Source organism: Franconibacter sp. IITDAS19 (assembly GCF_023079515.1).
In the GTDB taxonomy this organism is placed as follows: domain Bacteria; phylum Pseudomonadota; class Gammaproteobacteria; order Enterobacterales; family Enterobacteriaceae; genus Franconibacter; species Franconibacter pulveris.
Genome location: NZ_JALJCP010000005.1, coordinates 348096 through 367073, shown reverse-complemented (window position 1 = coordinate 367073; position 18978 = coordinate 348096). Strand labels below are relative to the sequence as shown.

The following is an 18978-nucleotide window of genomic DNA, read 5'->3' as shown; positions in this document are numbered from 1 at the left end:
AGTCAGGGTAGTTTTACCATGGTCAACGTGGCCGATAGTACCGACGTTGACGTGCGGTTTTGTACGTTCAAATTTTTCTTTAGACACGGCTATATTCCTTACTATAGCGCCCCCTCATCGAGGGGGCACGGGACTTTGTTTTTAACCCTGCGGCTTATTTACCACGGGCTTCGATTACGGCCTGAGCAACGTTGTTCGGCGCATCATCATACTTCAGGAATTCCATAGTGTATGATGCACGACCTTTGGTCAGAGAACGCAGCTGAGTTGCATATCCGAACATTTCAGACAGCGGAACTTCAGCGTGGATCTTAACGCCAGTTACTTCGGACTCCTGACCACGCAGCATACCGCGACGACGGCTCAAGTCACCGATAACGTCACCGGTGTTCTCTTCCGGAGTTTCTACTTCAACCTTCATGATCGGCTCAAGCAGAACTGGGTTTGCTTTCTTAAAGCCTTCTTTAAAGGCGATAGAAGCAGCCAGTTTAAACGCCAGTTCAGAGGAGTCAACGTCATGGTAAGAACCGAAGTGCAGACGCACGCCCATGTCAACTACCGGATAACCAGCCAGCGGGCCAGACTTCAGCTGCTCCTGGATACCTTTATCAACGGCCGGGATGTATTCGCCAGGAATTACGCCGCCCTTGATATCGTTGATGAACTCGTAACCTTTCGGATTTGAGCCCGGCTCCAGCGGGTACATGTCGATAACAACATGACCATACTGACCGCGACCACCAGACTGCTTAGCGTGTTTACCTTCGATATCGGTAACTTTGCTGCGAATCGCTTCGCGGTAAGCAACCTGAGGTTTACCTACGTTCGCTTCAACGTTGAACTCGCGCTTCATACGGTCAACGATGATGTCCAGGTGCAGTTCACCCATACCAGCGATGATGGTCTGGTTAGATTCTTCATCAGTCCATACGCGGAAAGACGGGTCTTCTTTAGCCAGACGGCCCAGAGCCAGACCCATTTTTTCCTGGTCAGCTTTGGTTTTCGGTTCAACCGCGATAGAGATTACCGGCTCAGGGAACTCCATACGCTCCAGAATGATCGGCGCATTCGGGTCACACAGGGTGTCACCAGTAGTCACGTCTTTCAGACCGATAGCAGCAGCGATGTCGCCTGCACGAACTTCTTTAATCTCTTCACGTTTGTTCGCATGCATCTGTACGATACGACCGAAACGCTCACGAGCAGCTTTTACGGAGTTCAGGATGGTGTCACCGGAGTTAACCACGCCAGAATACACACGGAAGAACGTCAGGTTACCAACGAACGGGTCGGTAGCAATTTTAAACGCCAGTGCAGAGAACGGCTCGTCGTCGCTTGCGTGACGCTCAGCCGGAGTATCTTTACCGTCGTCCAGGATACCGTTGATCGCAGGAACGTCTACCGGGGATGGCAGGTAGTCAACTACCGCATCCAGCATCGCCTGAACACCTTTGTTCTTGAACGCAGAACCGCAGGTTACCAGGATGATTTCGTTGTTCAGAACACGCTGACGCAGAGCTGATTTAATCTCTTCTTCAGTCAGTTCTTCACCACCCAAGTATTTCTCCATCAGCTCTTCAGAAGCTTCAGCTGCGGATTCGATCAGGTTCTGGTGCCATTCGTCAGCCAGGTCCTGCATCTCAGCCGGGATATCTTCGTATTCGAAGGTTACGCCCTGGTCTGCGTCGTTCCAGTTGATGGCTTTCATTTTCACCAGGTCAACAACACCGGTGAAGCCTTCTTCAGCACCAATCGCCAGCTGCAGCGGAACCGGGTTCGCGCCCAGACGGGTTTTGATCTGGTTAACGACTTTCAGGAAGTTCGCGCCCATACGGTCCATTTTGTTAACGAACGCGATACGCGGAACTTTGTATTTGTTAGCCTGACGCCATACGGTTTCAGACTGCGGCTGAACACCACCAACTGCGCAGTAAACCATTACCGCACCGTCAAGAACACGCATAGAACGTTCTACTTCGATGGTGAAGTCAACGTGCCCCGGGGTGTCGATGATGTTGATACGATGCGGTTCATACTGCTTAGCCATACCAGACCAGAATGCGGTAGTCGCAGCGGAGGTAATGGTGATACCACGCTCCTGCTCCTGCTCCATCCAGTCCATGGTTGCGGCGCCGTCATGAACTTCACCGATTTTGTGGTTTACACCGGTGTAGAACAGAATACGTTCGGTAGTAGTGGTCTTACCGGCGTCGATATGCGCACTGATACCGATGTTACGATAGCGTGCGATGGGTGTTGTACGAGCCATTTGATTCCTCGTTTGTTTCTTTAGGCGCTCAGATTAAGTTACCCAGAACGGGCGACTTATCTCAAGCGCCCGTCTGGTGACTAACATGCCGAAGGGATTACCAACGGTAGTGTGCGAACGCCTTGTTGGCTTCTGCCATACGGTGAACGTCTTCACGTTTCTTAACTGCAGTACCTTTGTTGTCTGCAGCATCAGAAAGTTCGTTCGCCAGGCGCAGAGCCATGGATTTATCACCGCGTTTACGAGCAGCTTCAACGATCCAACGCATTGCCAGAGCATTGCGGCGAACCGGACGGACTTCAACTGGTACCTGATAAGTAGAACCACCAACGCGGCGAGACTTAACTTCAACAGTCGGGCGCACGTTTTCGAGAGCTACTTCGAAAGCTTCCAGTTCAGATTTACCAGAACGCTGAGCCAGGGTCTCCAGCGCGCTGTATACGATTGCTTCGGCAGTAGATTTTTTACCATCTACCATCAGGATGTTCACAAATTTAGCCAGCAGTTCTGATCCGAACTTCGGATCCGGCAGAATTTTACGCTGACCAATGACGCGACGACGTGGCATGGAAATACTCCGTTGTTAATTCAGGATTGTCCAAAACTCTACGAGTTTAGTTTGACATTAAAAATAAAACGTTTGGCCTTACTTAACGGAGAACCATTAAGCCTTAGGACGCTTCACGCCGTACTTGGAGCGAGCCTGCTTACGGTCTTTAACGCCGGAGCAGTCAAGCGCACCACGAACGGTGTGGTAACGAACACCCGGGAGGTCTTTAACACGACCGCCACGGATCAGGATCACGGAGTGCTCCTGCAGGTTGTGACCTTCACCACCGATGTAGGAAGTCACTTCAAAACCGTTAGTCAGACGAACACGGCATACTTTACGCAGCGCGGAGTTCGGTTTTTTCGGGGTGGTGGTATATACGCGAGTACATACGCCACGTTTTTGCGGGCATGCTTCCAGCGCCGGCACGTTGCTTTTTGCAACTTTGCGAGAGCGTGGTTTGCGTACCAGCTGGTTAACTGTTGCCATTAAATAGCTCCTGGTTTTAGCTTTTGCTTCGTAAACACGTAATAAATCGTCCCCATATAATATGAGGACGCGGAATTTTAGGGCTGAGCCGAAAAGGTGTCAAGAAATATACAGCGATCCCGGCGTTACCAGGCGATTTGATTGCGATGTTTTACCGTGAGGCTGACGAAATGAGTATAGCCAACCCTGTCGATACTGTTCGAAAATTGAGCGGACAAGCCACGCGCTTCGATGTCATCGTTCAACGCGTACACAGAGATGGGGGCGCTAAGCAATAATTCAAGGAAGCGACCGCCTTCAATACCGGCCAGCACGCCGTCCTGAATCAGCAACAGGTCATCGCCAGCGCTAAGCGTACGCAGCAGCGCCTCAATGTCGCACTGCCAGGGAGAATGAGAAAGCGTATGTAGCATGCCAGCCTCAGAAAGTTAACAACACATCAAACTCATCGAGGTGGGCGCGAAGCGCCTCTGGCTCCAGCGCCTCTGCCTCGATAACAAAATCCTGCCCGGCGGAAATGCCGCGTTCGCGCAGCGACTGCGCACACACCCAGCACTGTTCGATGTCATACAGGGGCAGCACTTTAAACGTTGAGATGTAGTCACGTGCAAGAATTTTTTTCGGATTCTGACCAAGCAAGATTTGCATCACACCGTCGCTCAGAAAAAAGACGCCGATATCTTCCGTCAGCGCGGAAGTCGCTAATAGCGCATCCAGCCCCTCTCTGCCAGCGGAAGAGCCGTGAGGAGCAGAGGTAAACAGAAAAGCCACGCGTTTCATCAAAACTGCACCACTCTGTCGCAGGTCAGCGTCGCTTCCGCCAGCGCGCCAAGCCCGCTTAAGGTAAAGCCGGGCTGGAGATTAGCAGCCGGCAGACCCGCCTGCTTCGCTTCGCTTTCATCCGTTACGCCACGTCGCAGCGCAGCCGCTACGCAGATATGCAATTCCGCGCCATGCCGGATATGAAGCTGCTGCCAGGCGCGAACCAAGTCAAACTCGTCGCTTGCCGGCAAGGTCAACTGGTTGGCGTTGTACACCCCTTCCCTGTAAAAAAAGACGCTCACAAGCGTATGGCCTTCCGCAAGTAGGGCTTCGGCGAACTGGTAAGCGGTACTGGCCTGCTGTGTTCCATAGGCCGGCCCCGTTACCATCAGGGCAAAACGCATCAGCGATCCTGCCCCTGAAAATCCCCATTCTTGAACTGGCGGATATAAAGGTAGACCGTGTGCTTGGAGATATTCAGCCGATCTGCGACCTGGTTTATCGCATCCTTAATATCGAAGATGCCTTTCTCATACAGGTTGAGCACAATCTGGCGGTTCTTGGCGTTATTGGAAACGTTACGGTCCGCATTCACCTCTTCAATGGTGAACTCAAGCGTCTGCGTCACCAGATCTTCTACCGACGAGGCGAAGTTAACGGAAGAAGGCACTTCCTGATCCTGAGTTTCAGGCGGAACGAAGGTGCTCATGATCTGCGAGAAAGGGACGTCCAGGTTCATATTGATGCACAGCAGGCCAATGACGCGATGGTCACGATTGCGAATAGCGATGGTCACCGACTTCATCAACACGCCGCTTTTAGCGCGAGTGAAATAGCATTTGGAGACGCTGCTGTCTGCGCCAGTCATATCATGGAGCATGCGCAACGCGAGATCGGTAATCGGCGAGCCGATTTTACGGCCAGTGTGTTCGCCGTTGGCGATGCGGATCGCCGAGCATTTAAGATCCTGAAGCGAATGCAGGACGATTTCACAATGGGAGCCGATGAGCATCGCTAACCCGTCCACCACCGCTTCATAGGATTTAAGAATATCGAAGTCGGTTTGATCAAAAGGACGTTGATCCAGCAAATCAAGTTCGCTGGTTTCATTGGTTAAAAGCGAATTGGACATGAAAAAATACCACCCTCTACAGAGAGCCTGTCGTTTTCAGTCAGGGCAGACTCATCACTCAGTTGTTACACAGACCGCTAAAGTAATACAGCGTAAGATGTGCTTTCCAGTTTTTATTATATCGTGCTCAAAATAAAAAACCGCCGCCCGATTGGGCGGCGGCTCGAAGCGACTTATTTGGCTTTCGCACCAGCAGCAGCGTTATCTCCCGCTGCGGCCTCCGGCTTCGCATCCGCTTTCGGCGCCGGTTTGATATCCAGCAGCTCTACGTCGAACACCAGCGTCGAGTTAGCCGGGATACCCGGAACGCCGGTTTTACCGTAAGCCAGTTCAGGCGGAATGACCAGCTTGATTTTGCCGCCTTTCTTGATGTACTTCAGGCCTTCAGTCCAGCCCGGAATAACGCCATCCAGACGGAAAGAGAGCGGCTCGCCGCGGGTGTAAGAGTTATCGAACTCTTTACCGTCGATCAGCGTACCTTTGTAGTTAACCACTACGGTATCGCTGTCTTTCGGCGCGTCGCCGCTGCCCGCTTTCTCAACTTTGTACATCAGACCGGTAGAAGAGGTTTTCACATCTTTCTCTTTGGCGAAGGTGTCGCGGAAGGCTTTGCCTTTATCGGCGTTTTCCTTCGCGTCCTTCTCCATTTTTTCCTGCGCGGCAGTCTTCACGCGGGTTTCGAAAGCCTGAAGGGTCTGTTCGATTTCCTGGTCGGAAAGTTTGCTCTTGTCAGCAAACGCATCCTGCACGCCTGCGATCAGCTGCGCTTTATCCAGCTTGATGCCCAGCTTCTCTTGCTCTTTCAGCGAGTTTTCCATGTAACGACCCAGCGATGCGCCCAGCGCATAAGCTGATTTCTGATCGTCATTTTTGAATGCCGCATTCGCGCTTGCCGCGGCAGGCGCATCTTTCGCCGGTGCGGCCGCGGAGGCCAGCGGTGCATTCAGCGCAACGGCCATGGTGGTCGCCAGCAGCGTGACTTTAAACAGTGATTTCATCCATTTTCTCCAGGACCGGGGCCTCTCACCCCAGAGTTATATAAAATAAGGAAACTAATATAAAACGTTGCGGAGGAAATCTACACACCCTCCCCACCGGTAATCGATTTATTTCAGATTATTTTTGTTTAAATACGTTTCCTGACGGCAAAGTTCAGCAAGCGCGGCAAATTTTTCGTAAAATCGCCGCTCTGACGGAGGAACATCATGCAGCATAAGTCTTTAGAAGCGCGTCTGGCGGAGCTGGAAAGCCGGCTGGCATTTCAGGAGATCACTATCGAAGAGCTGAACCAGACCGTGACGGCTCACGAACTCGAAATGGTGAAACTGCGTGAGCAGCAACGGCTTCTGATAGAAAAAGTCAAAGCGAGCCAGACATCGATGATTGCGTCCCAGGCGGAAGAGACGCCGCCGCCGCATTATTAAAGGTAATAAAAAAGGGCGTATTCAACGCCCTTTTCTTTGTGCTTAGTGGCAGCCGCAGCCACCGCCGCCGCAACCACCTTTGTTGCCATGATCGTGGCCGTGACCGCCGCAGCAGCCGTCGTGGTCGTGGTCATGGTCGTGATGATGGCCATGCGCACCGTGAACGTGGCCGTGAGCCAGCTCTTCTTCGGTCGCTTCGCGAATCGCAACCACTTCTACGTTGAAGTTCAGGTTCTGGCCCGCCAGCATGTGGTTGCCGTCAACCACAACGTGGTCGTCTTCCACTTCGGTAATCTCTACCGGTACCGGACCCTGATCGGTTTCCGCCAGGAAGCGCATGCCGACCTGCAGTTCGTCAACGCCCATGAAGACGTCTTTCGGTACGCGCTGCACCAGGTTTTCGTCATACTGGCCGTAAGCGTCGTTCGCGCCGACGCTAACGTCGAAGCGATCGCCAACATCGTGACCTTCCAACGCTTTTTCCAGCCCTGAAATCAGGGAGCCGTGACCATGCAGGTAGTCCAGCGGCGCACTCACCGGAGACTCATCAACCAACACACCGTCTTCTGTACGTACCTGATAGGCCAGGCTGACCACCAGGTCTTTTGCTACTTTCATGATATCTCCTGAGCGGAAAAAAATGTCAGGCGCGATTGTAGCCCAAATCAGCGCCCGTGTACCCTTAAGCTTAAAGAAAGCTGGGGCATATCGCTAGTCGGGATGAAAAATCCCAATCACTTGCTCTTCTTTGCGTACATGCTCGCGAGCTTCTTTATCCGCTTCACGCATCTGGTGTCCGCATTTCACACACTCCACCACATCGACATTATTTTCCCGCCACATCGCCAGCGAATCCTGGGCCTGGCAGGCAGGGCAGCGCGCCCCGGCAATAAAACGTTTACGAACCGCCATAACTCACCTTCTATTCAAATTCGTCCCAGCCATCAAGCTGACGCCGCTCCTGCTGCATCTCCCGCTGGAAGATCTCCTCCAGCTCGCGTCGCGCTTCCCGCGCGCGGGAAATCTGCGCGTTATCAGTATGCACAGGCATAAGCTCTCGCAGCATGCGCATATCAAGGCGGCGAAAATGCAGTTGCGCGCGCTGCGCCTGGTGAGGATGCATGCCAAGCGACATTAACGTCTTGCGCCCAAGCTCCAGCGCGCTGGAAAACGTCTCACGAGAAAATTGCTTCACGCCCGCCTGCAGCAGCTCATGCGCCTCCACACGCCCTCTTGCGCGCGCCAGGATTTCTAGCTGTGGAAAGTTCTGCTGGCACAGATGGACTATTTTCATCGTGTCCTCCGGGTCGTTGCAGGTAATCACAATGGATTTGGCTGCCTCCGCGCCAGCCGCCCGCAGCAAATCAACCTGGGTGGCGTCGCCGTAATAAACTTTATAACCATACCGACGCATCAGATTCACCGCGCTGATATCCCGCTCCAGCACCGTGATGCGCATTTTATTCGCCATCAGCAAGCGCCCAATAACCTGTCCGAAACGACCAAAGCCGACAATAATCACCTGCGGTTGATCGTCCTCGACATAGGGCTTTTCATCCGTTTCATCGGGCGAATTAAACTGGCGCGCCAGAAGCTTATCTATGCCTTTCATCACCAGCGGCGTCGTCATCATCGACAGGGTGACGGTGACCAGCAGCAGCGCCATCTGGTCGTCATGAAACAGCCGTTGCGAAGAAGCGGTGGAAAAGAGGACGAACGCGAATTCGCCGCCCTGGCTCAACACGCCGGAAAACTGCAGCCTTTCGGAGTTACGCAGGCCATAAATGCGCGAAAGCACGTAAAGCACCAGCATTTTTACCGCCACCAGCACCGCGACGCTCATCACCACCCACAGAATATGGGTATAGAGCACGCCAAGGTTCAACGCCATACCCACCGAGATGAAAAAGAGTCCCAGCAGCAGCCCCTTAAACGGCTCGATAGCGCTTTCCAGCTCATGGCGGTATTCGCTTTCCGCCAACAGCACGCCAGCGATAAAAGTCCCAAGCGCCATAGAAAAGCCCAGCGCATCCATAAACAGCGCCGAACCCAGCACCAGCAGCAGCGCGGCGGCGGTAAACACTTCCCGCACGCCGGATGCGGCGATAAAACGAAACAGCGGACGCAACAGGTAGCGCCCGCCCAGCAGCATGCCGGCGAAAGCCAGCACCTTCATACCGACCTTCATCCAGTCGAGATGCTCGTCGCTGTTGCCTGCAAGCAGCGGCACCAGCGCCAGCGCCGGGATCACGGCCAGATCCTGAAACAGCAGAACAGAGAAGCCAAGCTGCCCCGACTCGCTGCGATTCATCCCTTTATCGCGCATAAGCTGCAGCGCCATAGCGGTAGAGGACATCGCCAGACCAATGCCGCCTACCAGCGCCGCCTGCCATGAAAACTCCGTCAGCATTAACAGCCCGGCCAGGATCAGCGCGCTGAAAACAACCTGCGCCGCCCCCACGCCAAATATTGAGCGCCTGAGCTGCCAGAGTTTCGAAGGATTAAGCTCAAGGCCGATGAGGAACATCAGAAAGACCACGCCCAGCTCGGAGAAGTGCAAAATTTCCTGCACGTCGCTGATAAAACCGAGACCCCACGGGCCGATGGCGATCCCCGCCAGCAAATAGCCCAGCACGGCGCCGATGCCGAGGCGCGCCGCAACCGGCACCGCCACGACGGCGGCAAAAAGGAACAGCACGCCCGCCAGCAACAAATCAGACCCTTCCATCAGCGGCCTCCTGCTGCCAGCGGCGAAGCCAGCCAGTCGCCGTAGGCTTTGGCATGGCTTGCCAGCGCTTCCGGCGTCTGGCGGCGCGCCCAGTAAACAATGATGGGGGTTAGCCACTGCATGCGGCACATGGCGGCGGTCAGTTCAAAAGGCCGCAGAATATCGCTAAGGGAATAGCGGTTAGCGCCGTCGTAGCGGTACGCTCCCTCCGGCTCGCCGGTGGTGACGACGTTACGCCAGTACTTTCCCGCCAATTGGTTGCCTCCAGTCCCGCTGGCGAAGCCGCGGCTCAGCACGCGGTCAAACCACTCTTTCAACAGCGCCGGGCAGCTATAGGTATAAAGCGGAAATTGAAAAACAATCACGTCGTGCTCGCGCAGCAACGCCTGTTCATGGGCGATATCGATAAAAAAATCGGGATAGTGTGCATAGAGGTCATGCACCGTGACATTTGGAAGCTGTAAAGCCGGCTTAAGCAAAACCCGGTTGGCTACCGAGTCCTGAGATTCCGGATGGGCATACAGCAGCAAAACTCTCGCTGTCTGTGACATCATTCCCCTCCAGGGCGTCGTCATTGTCATTATTTTGGGCTACCATGGCGGCCCCACGCGGCGCGCTTAGCGCTACGTTACCTGATTATAATGACAACTTAACATAGTCTGAACATACGGCGCCTTATGATTGTTTTCTCCTCGTTACAAATCCGCCGCGGCACGCGCGTGCTGCTGGACAATGCCACCGCCACCATTAATCCCGGTCAGAAAGTGGGGCTGGTGGGTAAAAACGGCTGCGGCAAATCCACGCTGCTGTCGCTGTTAAAAAACGAGATGAGCGCCGATGGCGGCAGCTTCAGCTATCCGGGCACCTGGCAACTCGCCTGGGTAAACCAGGAGACGCCCGCCCTGCCGCAGCCCGCTATGGAATATGTGATTGACGGCGATCGTGAATATCGCCAGCTGGAGAGCGAGCTGAATCAGGCTAACGAACGCAACGACGGTCACGCCATCGCCACGGTGCATGGCAAGCTCGACGCCATCGACGCCTGGAGCATCCGTTCCCGCGCCGCGAGCCTGCTGCACGGACTGGGCTTCAGCAATGAGCAGCTGGAGCGCCCGGTAAGCGACTTCTCCGGCGGCTGGCGCATGCGCCTCAACCTTGCGCAGGCGCTTATCTGCCGCTCCGATTTGCTGCTGCTCGACGAACCGACCAACCACCTCGATCTCGACGCGGTGATCTGGCTGGAGAAATGGCTGAAGAGCTATCAGGGCACGCTGATCCTGATTTCCCACGACCGCGACTTCCTTGACCCGGTGGTGGACAAAATTATTCATATTGAGCAGCAGACGCTGTTCGAGTACACCGGCAACTACAGCTCGTTTGAGCGCCAGCGCGCTACGCGCCTTGCCCAGCAACAGTCGATGTATGAAAGCCAGCAGCAGCGCGTCGCGCACCTGCAGAGCTTCATCGACCGCTTTAAAGCCAAAGCCTCCAAAGCCAAACAGGCGCAAAGCCGCGTGAAGATGCTGGAGCGAATGGAGCTGATTGCCCCGGCGCATGTCGATAACCCGTTCCACTTCAGCTTCCGCGCGCCGGAAAGCCTGCCCAACCCGCTGCTGAAAATGGAGAAAGTCAGCGCAGGCTACGGCGAGCGAATTATTCTCGACTCCATCAAGCTTAACCTGGTGCCCGGCTCGCGCATCGGCCTGCTTGGCCGCAACGGCGCGGGTAAATCCACGCTGATCAAGCTGCTGGCGGGCGAACTGGCGCCGGTAAGCGGCGAAATCGGGTTAGCGAAGGGCATCAAGCTTGGCTACTTCGCCCAGCATCAGCTGGAGTTCCTGCGTGCGGACGAGTCGCCGTTGCAGCATCTGGCGCGCCTCGCGCCGCGCGAGCTGGAGCAACAGCTGCGCGATTATCTGGGCGGGTTTGGCTTCCAGGGCGATAAAGTCACGGAAGTGACCGAGCGCTTCTCCGGCGGTGAAAAAGCGCGCCTGGTGCTGGCGCTGATCGTCTGGCAGCGCCCTAACCTGCTGCTGCTCGACGAACCGACTAACCACCTCGACCTCGATATGCGTCAGGCGCTGACCGAAGCGCTGATTGAATTTGAAGGCGCGCTGGTCGTGGTATCGCACGACCGCCACCTGCTGCGCTCCACCACCGACGATCTCTATCTGGTTCACGACGGCAAAGTGGAGCCGTTCGACGGCGATCTGGAGGATTACCAACAGTGGCTGAGCGACCTGCAAAAACAGGAAAGTCAGCCTGCGGAGTCGTCGAAAGAGAACGCCAACAGCGCTCAGGCGCGTAAAGATCAAAAACGCCGCGAGGCGGAACTGCGCACTCTCACGCAGCCGCTGCGTAAAGAGATAACCCAGCTGGAAAAACAGATGGAGAAGCTCAACGCCGAGCTGGCGCAGGTGGAAGAGAAGCTGAGCGACAGCGCCCTTTACGATCAGAGCCGTAAGGCGGAACTGACGGAGTGCCTGCAAACGCAGGCCAAAGCGAAAGCGACGCTGGAAGAGTGTGAAATGGCCTGGCTGGATGCCCATGAGCGCCTCGAAGCGATGACTCAGGGCGATTAATCAGCCAGGCACTGCGGCGTTATTGCTCTGCCGCCAGGCGCTGGCGCAGCGTTTCCAGATGTTCGGTGTGATAAAGCTTACCGTCCAGGAAACGGGTTTTTAGCTCACCCTGCTGCTCCTGCGCCCAGGTTTGCTCGTCAAAGAGCTGATAATCCCCCGCCTCGTTGCGCTCAACCCGCAGCAGACCGCGCGCGGAGCGTTTCAGGCCATTGTCGGTTTTCGGCTCTTTGAAAATCATACGCCCGACGCCGTTGACCTCGCCGTAAGTGGCTTTCATTGCAAAACCGAACGTGTCGCGGGTGTTGTACTGGTAGGTAAAAGAGCCCACGCCAAACACCACGTTAGAACTGGCGAAACCTTTTGCCGCCAGACGGCGCAAAATCTCATCGGCGCGCTCAAGGGTAATGGAGTCGCCGTAAATCAGCCCGACGTGCGGGTCGAGCACCTTAAATCCTTTCTCGTTCACGGCGCCGCCGAAAATCTCCCACAGCACTTCCACCGACCCTTTCTCTTCGGGCGTGCGTTCTGCACGCGTATCGTCATCTGCCGCCGTGCCGCACAGAATATCTACCGGGTCGCCGCTGTCCGGGCGAAACACCACGCGGCCTTCCCGCGCCATGATTGACCCCTTCAGCTCACGGGTGTATTCGGTCAAAACGCGCCAGTAATCCCAGGTATCGGAAACAATCGAGACAATACCGTTCGGGTAAAGGTCGCAAATCAGTCGGCGGAAGGTCTCGATTTCCCCGGCCTGCTCGCCCATGCACATCACGCTGTGCTCGGTCGCCGGTACCGACGCCGCGATAAAGTACTCCTCGCCCTGGGTGTAGTAATCGCGGGCGTAAAGCACGGAAGGGATGTTGTCGGTGCCTTTAAAGCTCAGCAGGTGGCCGCAGCCTGCCTGGGCGGTGTCCTGAAGCCCGGACATGCCGCGAAACGAGAAGTCATGACACTGGAAATCGAGATGGCTCGCATCACTGCAGGTTTCCTTCGCCCAGCGCTCGCAGATAAGGCGATAGTGGTGCGCGATGGTAGCGTTGGTCGACGCTTTCCACAGCTCGGCAGAAAGCACCGTCTCCAGGTAGTTCACCAGCCAGAAAAACTCATCGCGGGTATTGGTAATGGTAAGGACCGGCACCTTCATCGCCACTTTGCTGCCTTCATCCAGTGCTTTGATGTGCAGCGGCAGATAACCCAACTGGTGCAGGGCGCGGATATGCTCAGCGCTGACCGCCCCTTTGCCCATGTAGCTGTCCATAACCGCCTGGTATTCCGCCACCACCTCTTGCTCGTCACGGGCAAAGAAGCGCTCGTTGAAAAGATCAACCAGGAACCACTGCAAAAAGCCCTGCAGGCCGAAAAAGACCAGCTTGCCGTCCGCTACCGGAGAATGAAAATGACGATCGCTGCGCGGCGTAAAGTTTGAATAAACCTTTGTCGTTCCTGCCGGGTACTGCTCGCGGTGTGAAACTTTGTAACCATCGATAGCCAGAATCGGGTTCATCATTTTCTTTCTCCTTAAGCGTTATAAATTTTATTGATATCAATCACGTCAACATTATTCGCGGCAAGCTCAGCGCTTGCGAGCGAGGTGGTGGTATAGATCCGATCGATTCCCTGGCTTAACAGGTTTTCCACGCCTTTAGAGAAAACGCCGTGGGTGACATACAGGCTGACGCTAAGAGCGCCGGCATCGCGCAACACCTGAGCGGAACCGATGAAGGTGCCTCCGGCGTCGCACAGGTCGTCAACAATCAGCACCGCCTTGCCTTTTACATCGCCTTCCACCAGGCGGAAACCGGTTAGCTCGCCGGTCGCTACGTTGCGCTGTTTCGTAAGCGTAGCGAACCCGTCTGCACCGACAGCCTGCGCCACGGCGTGGATTTTTTTAAGCGCCCCCGCGTCAGGCGCCACCAGCATCAGTTCTCCGGCGCTCAACGCGGCGCTCAGCGTTTCGCTTTGTAGCAGGCAGCGCTCCTGAGGAATAGCTACCAGATTAGTGATAGCCGCGGCTGCCGCTTCGCTATGGGGGTCCAGCACAATAACTTTGTCGAACGCCAGTTGATTAAGCAGGCTGGCGAAAACCTTCAGTGCAAAGCTGTCGCCTTGCTGCATATGGCGATCCTGGCGGGCATAAGGCAGCCACGGCAGCTCAAGATGGCTGAAGCGGACATCGCAGCCGTGCCGTACCGCTTCAGTCAGTTGCGCCAGCAGCATGAAGTCATCCATGTTTTTCATGGCGGCGGCGCGAATCTGCATCAGCGAAGCCGTGGCAGGCAGCTCGCCCGCCACTTTCGCCCAGACGGCGCCGTCAGGAAAACGCCCGGTTTCAACCTCTATCTCTTTACCATCCAGTTTCAGTTGCGGCTGCATCATGGTTCGCTCCTCAAATTTAGTTATTGTCCGTGCGACACATTTAATATTGTCCATGGGACATTAAATGGCAAGCACTAATTTTCGCGCTTTCCTCACCGCGAAGTTAACATACTGATTATTAATAAAATAAAGGTTTACTTTGCCCGACAGAGCGAGACTGTTAAACTTGTCCCTCCGACAATTAGCCTGAACTGACCATGACGACAGAAGCGGAATACCTGCAGCAATACGATCCCTCGCGTTTTCCTTCGCCGCTGGTGACGGTGGACAGCGTGCTGTTCACGATTGCGGATCAGGCGCTAAGCGTTTTGTTGGTACAGCGCGCCAGACAGCCGCAGCAGGGGCGCTGGGCGCTGCCCGGCGGGTTTATTGATATCGAAAAGGATGATTCAACCCACGCCACGGCGCTGCGTAAGCTTACCGAAAAAACCGGGGTCAGCCCTTCCTGGCTGGAGCAGCTGGAGACGTTTTCCGGCCCGACGCGCGACCCGCGCGGCTGGAGCCTGACCGCCGCCTGGTTTGCGCTTATCGCCTGGGTCGATTGCCAGCCCCATATCGCCTCGGTGAGCGACGCGAAGTGGGTGCCGGTATCGGCGCTGCCGAACACGGAACTCGCCTTCGATCACAGCGAGATTATCCAGGCAGCCCTTCATCGCCTGCGCCAGAAAACCATGTATTCGCTGTTGCCGGTCTACTGTCTGCCGGAGCGTTTTACCCTGACGCAGCTGCATGAGGCGACGGAAATCATTCTTGGCCAGCCAATCCAGCGTAAGAGCCTGATTCGCCGGTTTGAAGCCTCCGGCATGTTTGAAGAAACCGGCGAAAGCGTGGCGACCGGCGCACGCAAAGCGCGGCTCTGGCGACGTAAGCCAGATGCCAACATTCACCTTTTCTCGCGTAATCTGCTGGCGGAATAGTCTTTTTTCCGAACGCCCGGTTCGTTATCGTACCCCGCCGCACCAAATCATCAACAATATGAATAACAATCGTTATAGTCATTCGCGAACTCATTACATTAATCTGGTGCTATGGCCGAAATAACCCCTGCAGAACTGACCGCTCCACCCACCGGCTCGCAACATTTTCAGCCGATGCCGGGCCTGAGCAACGCGCATCTGCAAACCATGCTGCCGCGGCTGCTACGCCGTCGGCTACAGTTTACGCCGCACTGGCAACGCCTCGACTTGCCGGACGGCGATTTTGTCGATCTCGCCTTTAGCGAAGAACCGCAAGCCGCTCGCCACAAGCCCCGGCTGGTCGTTTTTCATGGGCTGGAAGGCAGCTTGCACAGCCCCTACGCGCATGGGCTTATCCATGCGGCGAAGCAGCGCGGCTGGCTTGGCGTCGTGATGCATTTTCGCGGCTGCAGCGGCGTGCCGAACAAAATGCCGCGCATTTATCACTCTGGCGAAACCGAAGACGGCACCTGGTTTCTGAACTGGCTGAACCGGCGCTTCGGCGAGGCGCCGACTGCGGCGGTGGGCTTTTCGCTGGGCGGTAATATGCTGGCCTGCCTGATGGCGAAGCTGAACGCAGACTTTCCGCTGGCGGCGGGCGTGGTGGTTTCCGCGCCGTTGATGCTGGAAGCGTGCAGCTACCATATGGATAAAGGCTTCTCCCGCGTTTATCAGCGCTATCTGCTGAACCTGCTGAAGGCGAACGCGAGCCGCAAGCTTAAGGCGTGGCCCGGCACGCTGCCGATAGACCTGGCGCAGCTTAAGCGCCTGCGCCGCATCCGCGATTTCGATGACGCCATTACCTCGAAAATCCACGGGTTTCGCGACGCCATCGACTACTACCGCCAGTGTAGCGCTCTGCCTTTACTGAACCAGATAACGCGACCTACGCTTATCATCCATGCCAAAGATGACCCGTTTATGGATCATCACGTGATCCCGCAACGTGAAACGCTGCCTGCTAATATCGAGTATCAACTGACCGATCATGGCGGACATGTAGGCTTCGTTGGCGGCACGCTGCGACGTCCGCAGATGTGGCTGGAAAAGCGTATTCCCGACTGGTTATCGACTTATCTGGACCGATAAATGATCATTCCCTGGCAAGACCTACCGCCCGAGACGCTGGACAACCTGATTGAAGCGTTTGTCTTGCGCGAAGGCACCGATTATGGTGAACATGAACGTTCGCTCGAACAAAAAGTGGCCGACGTTAAGCGGCAATTACAGAACGGCGAAGCCGTTCTGGTGTGGTCTGAACTGCACGAAACGGTCAATATCATGCCGCGCGGGCAGTTCCGTGGCTGATGGTCAGCCTGACTTGTTGTCAGGCTGACGCCAGAGCGAAGCAAACTATTCCGCCAGCGCCGGAACGCTGGCGTCAGTGGCGTACCTTTTTCGCGTATCCATGGAGTTCTCGCTATGTCATCAAGACACCCGGTTATCGCCGTTACAGGTTCCAGCGGCGCAGGCACGACCACCACCAGCCTTGCGTTTCGTAAGATCTTCGCTCAGCTAAACCTTCATGCTGCGGAAGTGGAAGGCGACAGCTTTCACCGCTATACGCGCCCGGAAATGGATATGGCTATCCGCAAGGCGCGCGATTTAGGCCGGCATATCAGCTATTTTGGCCCCGACGCCAACGACTTTGGCCTGCTTGAACAAACCTTTATCGAGTATGGACGCAGCGGCCAGGGGAAATCGCGCAAATACCTGCATACCTATGATGAAGCGGTGCCGTGGAACCAGGTGCCGGGCACCTTTACGCCCTGGCAGCCGCTGCCGGAGCCTACCGACGTGCTGTTTTATGAAGGGTTGCACGGCGGCGTGGTCACGCCGCATCACAACGTGGCGCAGCATGTGGATTTGCTGGTGGGCGTAGTGCCTATCGTCAACCTCGAGTGGATCCAGAAGCTGATTCGCGATACCAGCGAGCGAGGGCATTCGCGCGAGGCGGTGATGGATTCCGTGGTGCGATCAATGGAAGATTACATTAACTACATCACGCCGCAGTTTTCCCGCACCCATATTAACTTCCAGCGCGTGCCGACAGTGGATACGTCGAACCCCTTCGCGGCGAAAGGCATTCCTTCGCTCGATGAAAGCTTCGTGGTTATCCACTTTCGCAACCTTGAAGACATCGATTACCCCTGGCTGCTCGCCATGCTTCAGGGTTCCTTCATTTCTCACATCAATACGCTTGTCGTTCCCGGCGGCAAGATGGGACTGGCGATGGAATTAATCATGCTGCCGCTGGTGCAGCGATTGATGGAAGGGAAAAAAATTGAATAAGGCGGCTGACGCCGCCCCGAGTCAGACCTCGACCACCTCATAAGAGTGGGTGATGTTGACCGCTTTGCCGAGCATCAGCGCCACAGAGCAATATTTCTCAGCGGAGAGATCCACCGCGCGCGCCACGGCCGCCTCCTTCAGCGCCTTACCCGTTACGATAAAGTGCAGGTTAATGTGAGTGAACAACCGCGGCGCTTCTTCGCGGCGTTCTGAGGTCAGTTTCACTTCGCAATCCTGAACGTCATGACGCCCTTTTTGCAAAATAGACACCACGTCGATAGCGCTGCAACCGCCCGCTGCCATCAGCACCATTTCCATCGGGCTTGGCGCTTTATCGCCGGAATTGCCGTCCATCAGGATTTGGTGTCCTGAAGCGGATTCGCCCAGGAACGTCAATCCCTCAACCCACTTTACTCGTGCCTGCATAATCATCACTCCGATGTATAAAAATTTTTGACAGATTACGCGCCAGTTGCGAAAGAGGCAACGGAAGGGCGACCTGCGTCAAGCTGAAACGAGACAATAGAAGACACCCATGAAAAGCTATGCTAAAACAGTCTGGATGCTGCGGCGATACATTGATGTTATGCATGTATGCAGAGGACAAGACAATTTACCGGCTGCGACGACATGGACAGCCAACTTCCCGGGATGCGGGAAGATAATGATTGCAAAGCCAGATGGGGGACCCGCGCCCCGTCTTTGGAGCCAGTTTAAACAGAGGATAACAGCGCATGGTGCTTGGCAAACCGCAAACAGACCCGACTCTCGAATGGTTCTTGTCACATTGCCACATTCATAAGTACCCATCGAAGAGCACGCTGATTCACCAGGGTGAAAAAGCGGAAACGTTGTATTACATCGTTAAAGGCTCAGTGGCAGTGCTGATCAAAGACGAAGAGGGCAAGGAGATGATCCTCTCGTATCTGAATCAGGGAGACTTTATCGGCGAACTGGGCCTGTTTGAAGAGGGCCAGGAGCGCAGCGCCTGGGTTCGCGCCAAGACCGCTTGCGAAGTCGCCGAGATTTCCTATAAAAAATTCCGCCAGCTTATCCAGGTGAACCCGGACATCCTGATGCGCCTCTCTTCGCAGATGGCGCGTCGTCTGCAAGTCACCTCTGAAAAAGTCGGCAACCTGGCGTTCCTCGACGTAACGGGCCGCATCGCCCAGACGTTGCTCAACCTGGCGAAACAGCCGGACGCCATGACCCATCCCGACGGCATGCAGATTAAAATCACCCGTCAGGAAATCGGCCAGATCGTGGGCTGCTCTCGCGAAACCGTTGGTCGCATCCTGAAAATGCTTGAAGATCAAAACCTGATCTCCGCGCACGGTAAGACCATCGTGGTTTACGGCACCCGCTAAGCCGCCTTAAAAAAACGGCGTGTCGCTTCGGTAACACGCCGTTTTTGTTTC

At 55.4% G+C, this 18978-nt stretch carries 23 protein-coding genes; 7 read left to right on the top strand and 16 right to left on the bottom strand.

Features of this window, described 5'->3' with window-relative positions:
- From MT962_RS16065 to fkpA, 9 genes are all read right to left on the bottom strand, one after another.
- The coding region (locus MT962_RS16065) for a GTP-binding protein (RefSeq protein ID WP_002436303.1) at window positions 1–87 on the bottom strand (87 nt) is incomplete at its 3' end.
- Window positions 88–154: 67 nt separating this feature from the next.
- Complete coding sequence (gene fusA / locus MT962_RS16060) at window positions 155–2269, bottom strand: elongation factor G (protein WP_024558558.1); 2115 nt, start codon at window positions 2267–2269, stop codon at window positions 155–157.
- Window positions 2270–2366: 97 nt separating this feature from the next.
- Window positions 2367–2837, bottom strand: a complete 471-nt coding sequence (gene rpsG, locus MT962_RS16055; protein ID WP_024558557.1) for a 30S ribosomal protein S7 — start codon at window positions 2835–2837, stop codon at window positions 2367–2369.
- Between the two features lie 96 nt (window positions 2838–2933).
- Window positions 2934–3308, bottom strand: a complete 375-nt coding sequence (gene rpsL / locus MT962_RS16050; protein ID WP_002436309.1) for a 30S ribosomal protein S12 — start codon at window positions 3306–3308, stop codon at window positions 2934–2936.
- Window positions 3309–3433: 125 nt separating this feature from the next.
- Window positions 3434–3721 (bottom strand): sulfurtransferase complex subunit TusB, encoded by a 288-nt coding sequence (gene tusB / locus MT962_RS16045; RefSeq protein ID WP_024558556.1) that lies wholly within the window; start codon window positions 3719–3721, stop codon window positions 3434–3436.
- Between the two features lie 7 nt (window positions 3722–3728).
- Window positions 3729–4088, bottom strand: a complete 360-nt coding sequence (tusC, locus tag MT962_RS16040; RefSeq protein ID WP_188724140.1) for a sulfurtransferase complex subunit TusC — start codon at window positions 4086–4088, stop codon at window positions 3729–3731.
- On the bottom strand, window positions 4088–4474 hold the full coding sequence (gene tusD, locus MT962_RS16035) for a sulfurtransferase complex subunit TusD (protein ID WP_024558554.1): 387 nt from the start codon (window positions 4472–4474) through the stop codon (window positions 4088–4090). The genes tusC and tusD overlap by 1 nt, the downstream gene beginning before the upstream one ends.
- The gene (locus tag MT962_RS16030) at window positions 4474–5202 is read right to left on the bottom strand and encodes a transcriptional regulator (RefSeq protein WP_024558553.1); all 729 of its coding nucleotides are present in this window, start codon (window positions 5200–5202) and stop codon (window positions 4474–4476) included. The genes tusD and MT962_RS16030 overlap by 1 nt, the downstream gene beginning before the upstream one ends.
- 173 nt (window positions 5203–5375) lie before the next feature.
- Window positions 5376–6200 carry an FKBP-type peptidyl-prolyl cis-trans isomerase gene (gene fkpA, locus MT962_RS16025; RefSeq protein WP_024558552.1) on the bottom strand — a complete coding sequence of 275 codons (825 nt, stop codon included), beginning with the start codon at window positions 6198–6200 and terminating at the stop codon, window positions 5376–5378.
- Window positions 6201–6407: 207 nt separating this feature from the next.
- On the opposite strand from fkpA, the gene MT962_RS16020 reads away from it, so the two are divergent.
- Window positions 6408–6626, top strand: a complete 219-nt coding sequence (locus tag MT962_RS16020; RefSeq protein WP_024558551.1) for a protein SlyX — start codon at window positions 6408–6410, stop codon at window positions 6624–6626.
- A gap of 42 nt (window positions 6627–6668) precedes the next feature.
- Here MT962_RS16020 and slyD read toward each other — a convergent pair whose 3' ends face one another.
- The 4 genes from slyD to kefG form a co-directional block, all read right to left on the bottom strand.
- A complete protein-coding gene (slyD, locus tag MT962_RS16015) occupies window positions 6669–7244 on the bottom strand; it encodes a peptidylprolyl isomerase (protein WP_247366042.1) in 576 nt (191 codons plus the stop codon).
- 93 nt (window positions 7245–7337) lie between these two features.
- On the bottom strand, window positions 7338–7538 hold the full coding sequence (locus tag MT962_RS16010) for a YheV family putative zinc ribbon protein (RefSeq protein ID WP_024558549.1): 201 nt from the start codon (window positions 7536–7538) through the stop codon (window positions 7338–7340).
- Between the two features lie 10 nt (window positions 7539–7548).
- Window positions 7549–9354, bottom strand: coding sequence for a glutathione-regulated potassium-efflux system protein KefB (gene kefB, locus MT962_RS16005; RefSeq protein WP_024560253.1), 1806 nt, complete (start codon window positions 9352–9354; stop codon window positions 7549–7551).
- On the bottom strand, window positions 9354–9908 hold the full coding sequence (gene kefG, locus MT962_RS16000; protein ID WP_034881878.1) for a glutathione-regulated potassium-efflux system ancillary protein KefG: 555 nt from the start codon (window positions 9906–9908) through the stop codon (window positions 9354–9356). The genes kefB and kefG overlap by 1 nt, the downstream gene beginning before the upstream one ends.
- A gap of 123 nt (window positions 9909–10031) precedes the next feature.
- Here kefG and MT962_RS15995 point away from each other — a divergent pair, with 123 nt between their 5' ends.
- Window positions 10032–11936 (top strand): ABC transporter ATP-binding protein, encoded by a 1905-nt coding sequence (locus MT962_RS15995; protein ID WP_024558163.1) that lies wholly within the window; start codon window positions 10032–10034, stop codon window positions 11934–11936.
- A 19-nt stretch (window positions 11937–11955) separates the two neighbouring features.
- Here the strand turns inward: MT962_RS15995 and MT962_RS15990 are convergent, their stop codons facing one another.
- Both MT962_RS15990 and prs read right to left on the bottom strand, forming a co-directional pair.
- Entirely contained in the window at window positions 11956–13443 is a 1488-nt protein-coding gene (locus tag MT962_RS15990) for a nicotinate phosphoribosyltransferase (protein ID WP_024558164.1), read from the bottom strand.
- An 11-nt stretch (window positions 13444–13454) separates the two neighbouring features.
- Window positions 13455–14312 (bottom strand): ribose-phosphate diphosphokinase, encoded by an 858-nt coding sequence (gene prs / locus MT962_RS15985; protein WP_247366040.1) that lies wholly within the window; start codon window positions 14310–14312, stop codon window positions 13455–13457.
- Between the two features lie 197 nt (window positions 14313–14509).
- On the opposite strand from prs, the gene MT962_RS15980 reads away from it, so the two are divergent.
- The 4 genes from MT962_RS15980 (at window position 14510) to MT962_RS15965 (ending at window position 17560) form a co-directional block, all read left to right on the top strand.
- A complete protein-coding gene (locus MT962_RS15980) occupies window positions 14510–15229 on the top strand; it encodes an NUDIX domain-containing protein (RefSeq protein WP_024558166.1) in 720 nt (239 codons plus the stop codon).
- 111 nt (window positions 15230–15340) lie between these two features.
- Window positions 15341–16357, top strand: a complete 1017-nt coding sequence (locus tag MT962_RS15975; RefSeq protein WP_024558167.1) for a hydrolase — start codon at window positions 15341–15343, stop codon at window positions 16355–16357.
- Window positions 16358–16576, top strand: a complete 219-nt coding sequence (locus MT962_RS15970) for a YheU family protein (RefSeq protein ID WP_024558168.1) — start codon at window positions 16358–16360, stop codon at window positions 16574–16576. It begins immediately after the preceding gene.
- Between the two features lie 114 nt (window positions 16577–16690).
- Window positions 16691–17560, top strand: a complete 870-nt coding sequence (locus MT962_RS15965) for a phosphoribulokinase (protein ID WP_024560250.1) — start codon at window positions 16691–16693, stop codon at window positions 17558–17560.
- A 21-nt stretch (window positions 17561–17581) separates the two neighbouring features.
- Here MT962_RS15965 and MT962_RS15960 read toward each other — a convergent pair whose 3' ends face one another.
- Window positions 17582–17986 (bottom strand): OsmC family protein, encoded by a 405-nt coding sequence (locus MT962_RS15960; protein ID WP_024558170.1) that lies wholly within the window; start codon window positions 17984–17986, stop codon window positions 17582–17584.
- A 308-nt stretch (window positions 17987–18294) separates the two neighbouring features.
- Here MT962_RS15960 and crp point away from each other — a divergent pair, with 308 nt between their 5' ends.
- The gene (crp, locus tag MT962_RS15955) at window positions 18295–18927 is read left to right on the top strand and encodes a cAMP-activated global transcriptional regulator CRP (protein ID WP_000242758.1); all 633 of its coding nucleotides are present in this window, start codon (window positions 18295–18297) and stop codon (window positions 18925–18927) included.
- The last annotated feature ends 51 nt before the right edge of the window (window positions 18928–18978 follow it).

Coding starts and splice junctions, on each gene's coding strand:
- fusA (WP_024558558.1), bottom strand. CDS start 2,269: ATGGCTCGTACAACACCCATCGCACGCTATCGTAACATCGGTATCAGT.
- rpsG (WP_024558557.1), bottom strand. CDS start 2,837: ATGCCACGTCGTCGCGTCATTGGTCAGCGTAAAATTCTGCCGGATCCG.
- rpsL (WP_002436309.1), bottom strand. CDS start 3,308: ATGGCAACAGTTAACCAGCTGGTACGCAAACCACGCTCTCGCAAAGTT.
- tusB (WP_024558556.1), bottom strand. CDS start 3,721: ATGCTACATACGCTTTCTCATTCTCCCTGGCAGTGCGACATTGAGGCG.
- tusC (WP_188724140.1), bottom strand. CDS start 4,088: ATGAAACGCGTGGCTTTTCTGTTTACCTCTGCTCCTCACGGCTCTTCC.
- tusD (WP_024558554.1), bottom strand. CDS start 4,474: ATGCGTTTTGCCCTGATGGTAACGGGGCCGGCCTATGGAACACAGCAG.
- MT962_RS16030 (WP_024558553.1), bottom strand. CDS start 5,202: ATGTCCAATTCGCTTTTAACCAATGAAACCAGCGAACTTGATTTGCTG.
- fkpA (WP_024558552.1), bottom strand. CDS start 6,200: ATGAAATCACTGTTTAAAGTCACGCTGCTGGCGACCACCATGGCCGTT.
- MT962_RS16020 (WP_024558551.1), top strand. CDS start 6,408: ATGCAGCATAAGTCTTTAGAAGCGCGTCTGGCGGAGCTGGAAAGCCGG.
- slyD (WP_247366042.1), bottom strand. CDS start 7,244: ATGAAAGTAGCAAAAGACCTGGTGGTCAGCCTGGCCTATCAGGTACGT.
- MT962_RS16010 (WP_024558549.1), bottom strand. CDS start 7,538: ATGGCGGTTCGTAAACGTTTTATTGCCGGGGCGCGCTGCCCTGCCTGC.
- kefB (WP_024560253.1), bottom strand. CDS start 9,354: ATGGAAGGGTCTGATTTGTTGCTGGCGGGCGTGCTGTTCCTTTTTGCC.
- kefG (WP_034881878.1), bottom strand. CDS start 9,908: ATGATGTCACAGACAGCGAGAGTTTTGCTGCTGTATGCCCATCCGGAA.
- MT962_RS15995 (WP_024558163.1), top strand. CDS start 10,032: ATGATTGTTTTCTCCTCGTTACAAATCCGCCGCGGCACGCGCGTGCTG.
- MT962_RS15990 (WP_024558164.1), bottom strand. CDS start 13,443: ATGATGAACCCGATTCTGGCTATCGATGGTTACAAAGTTTCACACCGC.
- prs (WP_247366040.1), bottom strand. CDS start 14,312: ATGATGCAGCCGCAACTGAAACTGGATGGTAAAGAGATAGAGGTTGAA.
- MT962_RS15980 (WP_024558166.1), top strand. CDS start 14,510: ATGACGACAGAAGCGGAATACCTGCAGCAATACGATCCCTCGCGTTTT.
- MT962_RS15975 (WP_024558167.1), top strand. CDS start 15,341: ATGGCCGAAATAACCCCTGCAGAACTGACCGCTCCACCCACCGGCTCG.
- MT962_RS15970 (WP_024558168.1), top strand. CDS start 16,358: ATGATCATTCCCTGGCAAGACCTACCGCCCGAGACGCTGGACAACCTG.
- MT962_RS15965 (WP_024560250.1), top strand. CDS start 16,691: ATGTCATCAAGACACCCGGTTATCGCCGTTACAGGTTCCAGCGGCGCA.
- MT962_RS15960 (WP_024558170.1), bottom strand. CDS start 17,986: ATGCAGGCACGAGTAAAGTGGGTTGAGGGATTGACGTTCCTGGGCGAA.
- crp (WP_000242758.1), top strand. CDS start 18,295: ATGGTGCTTGGCAAACCGCAAACAGACCCGACTCTCGAATGGTTCTTG.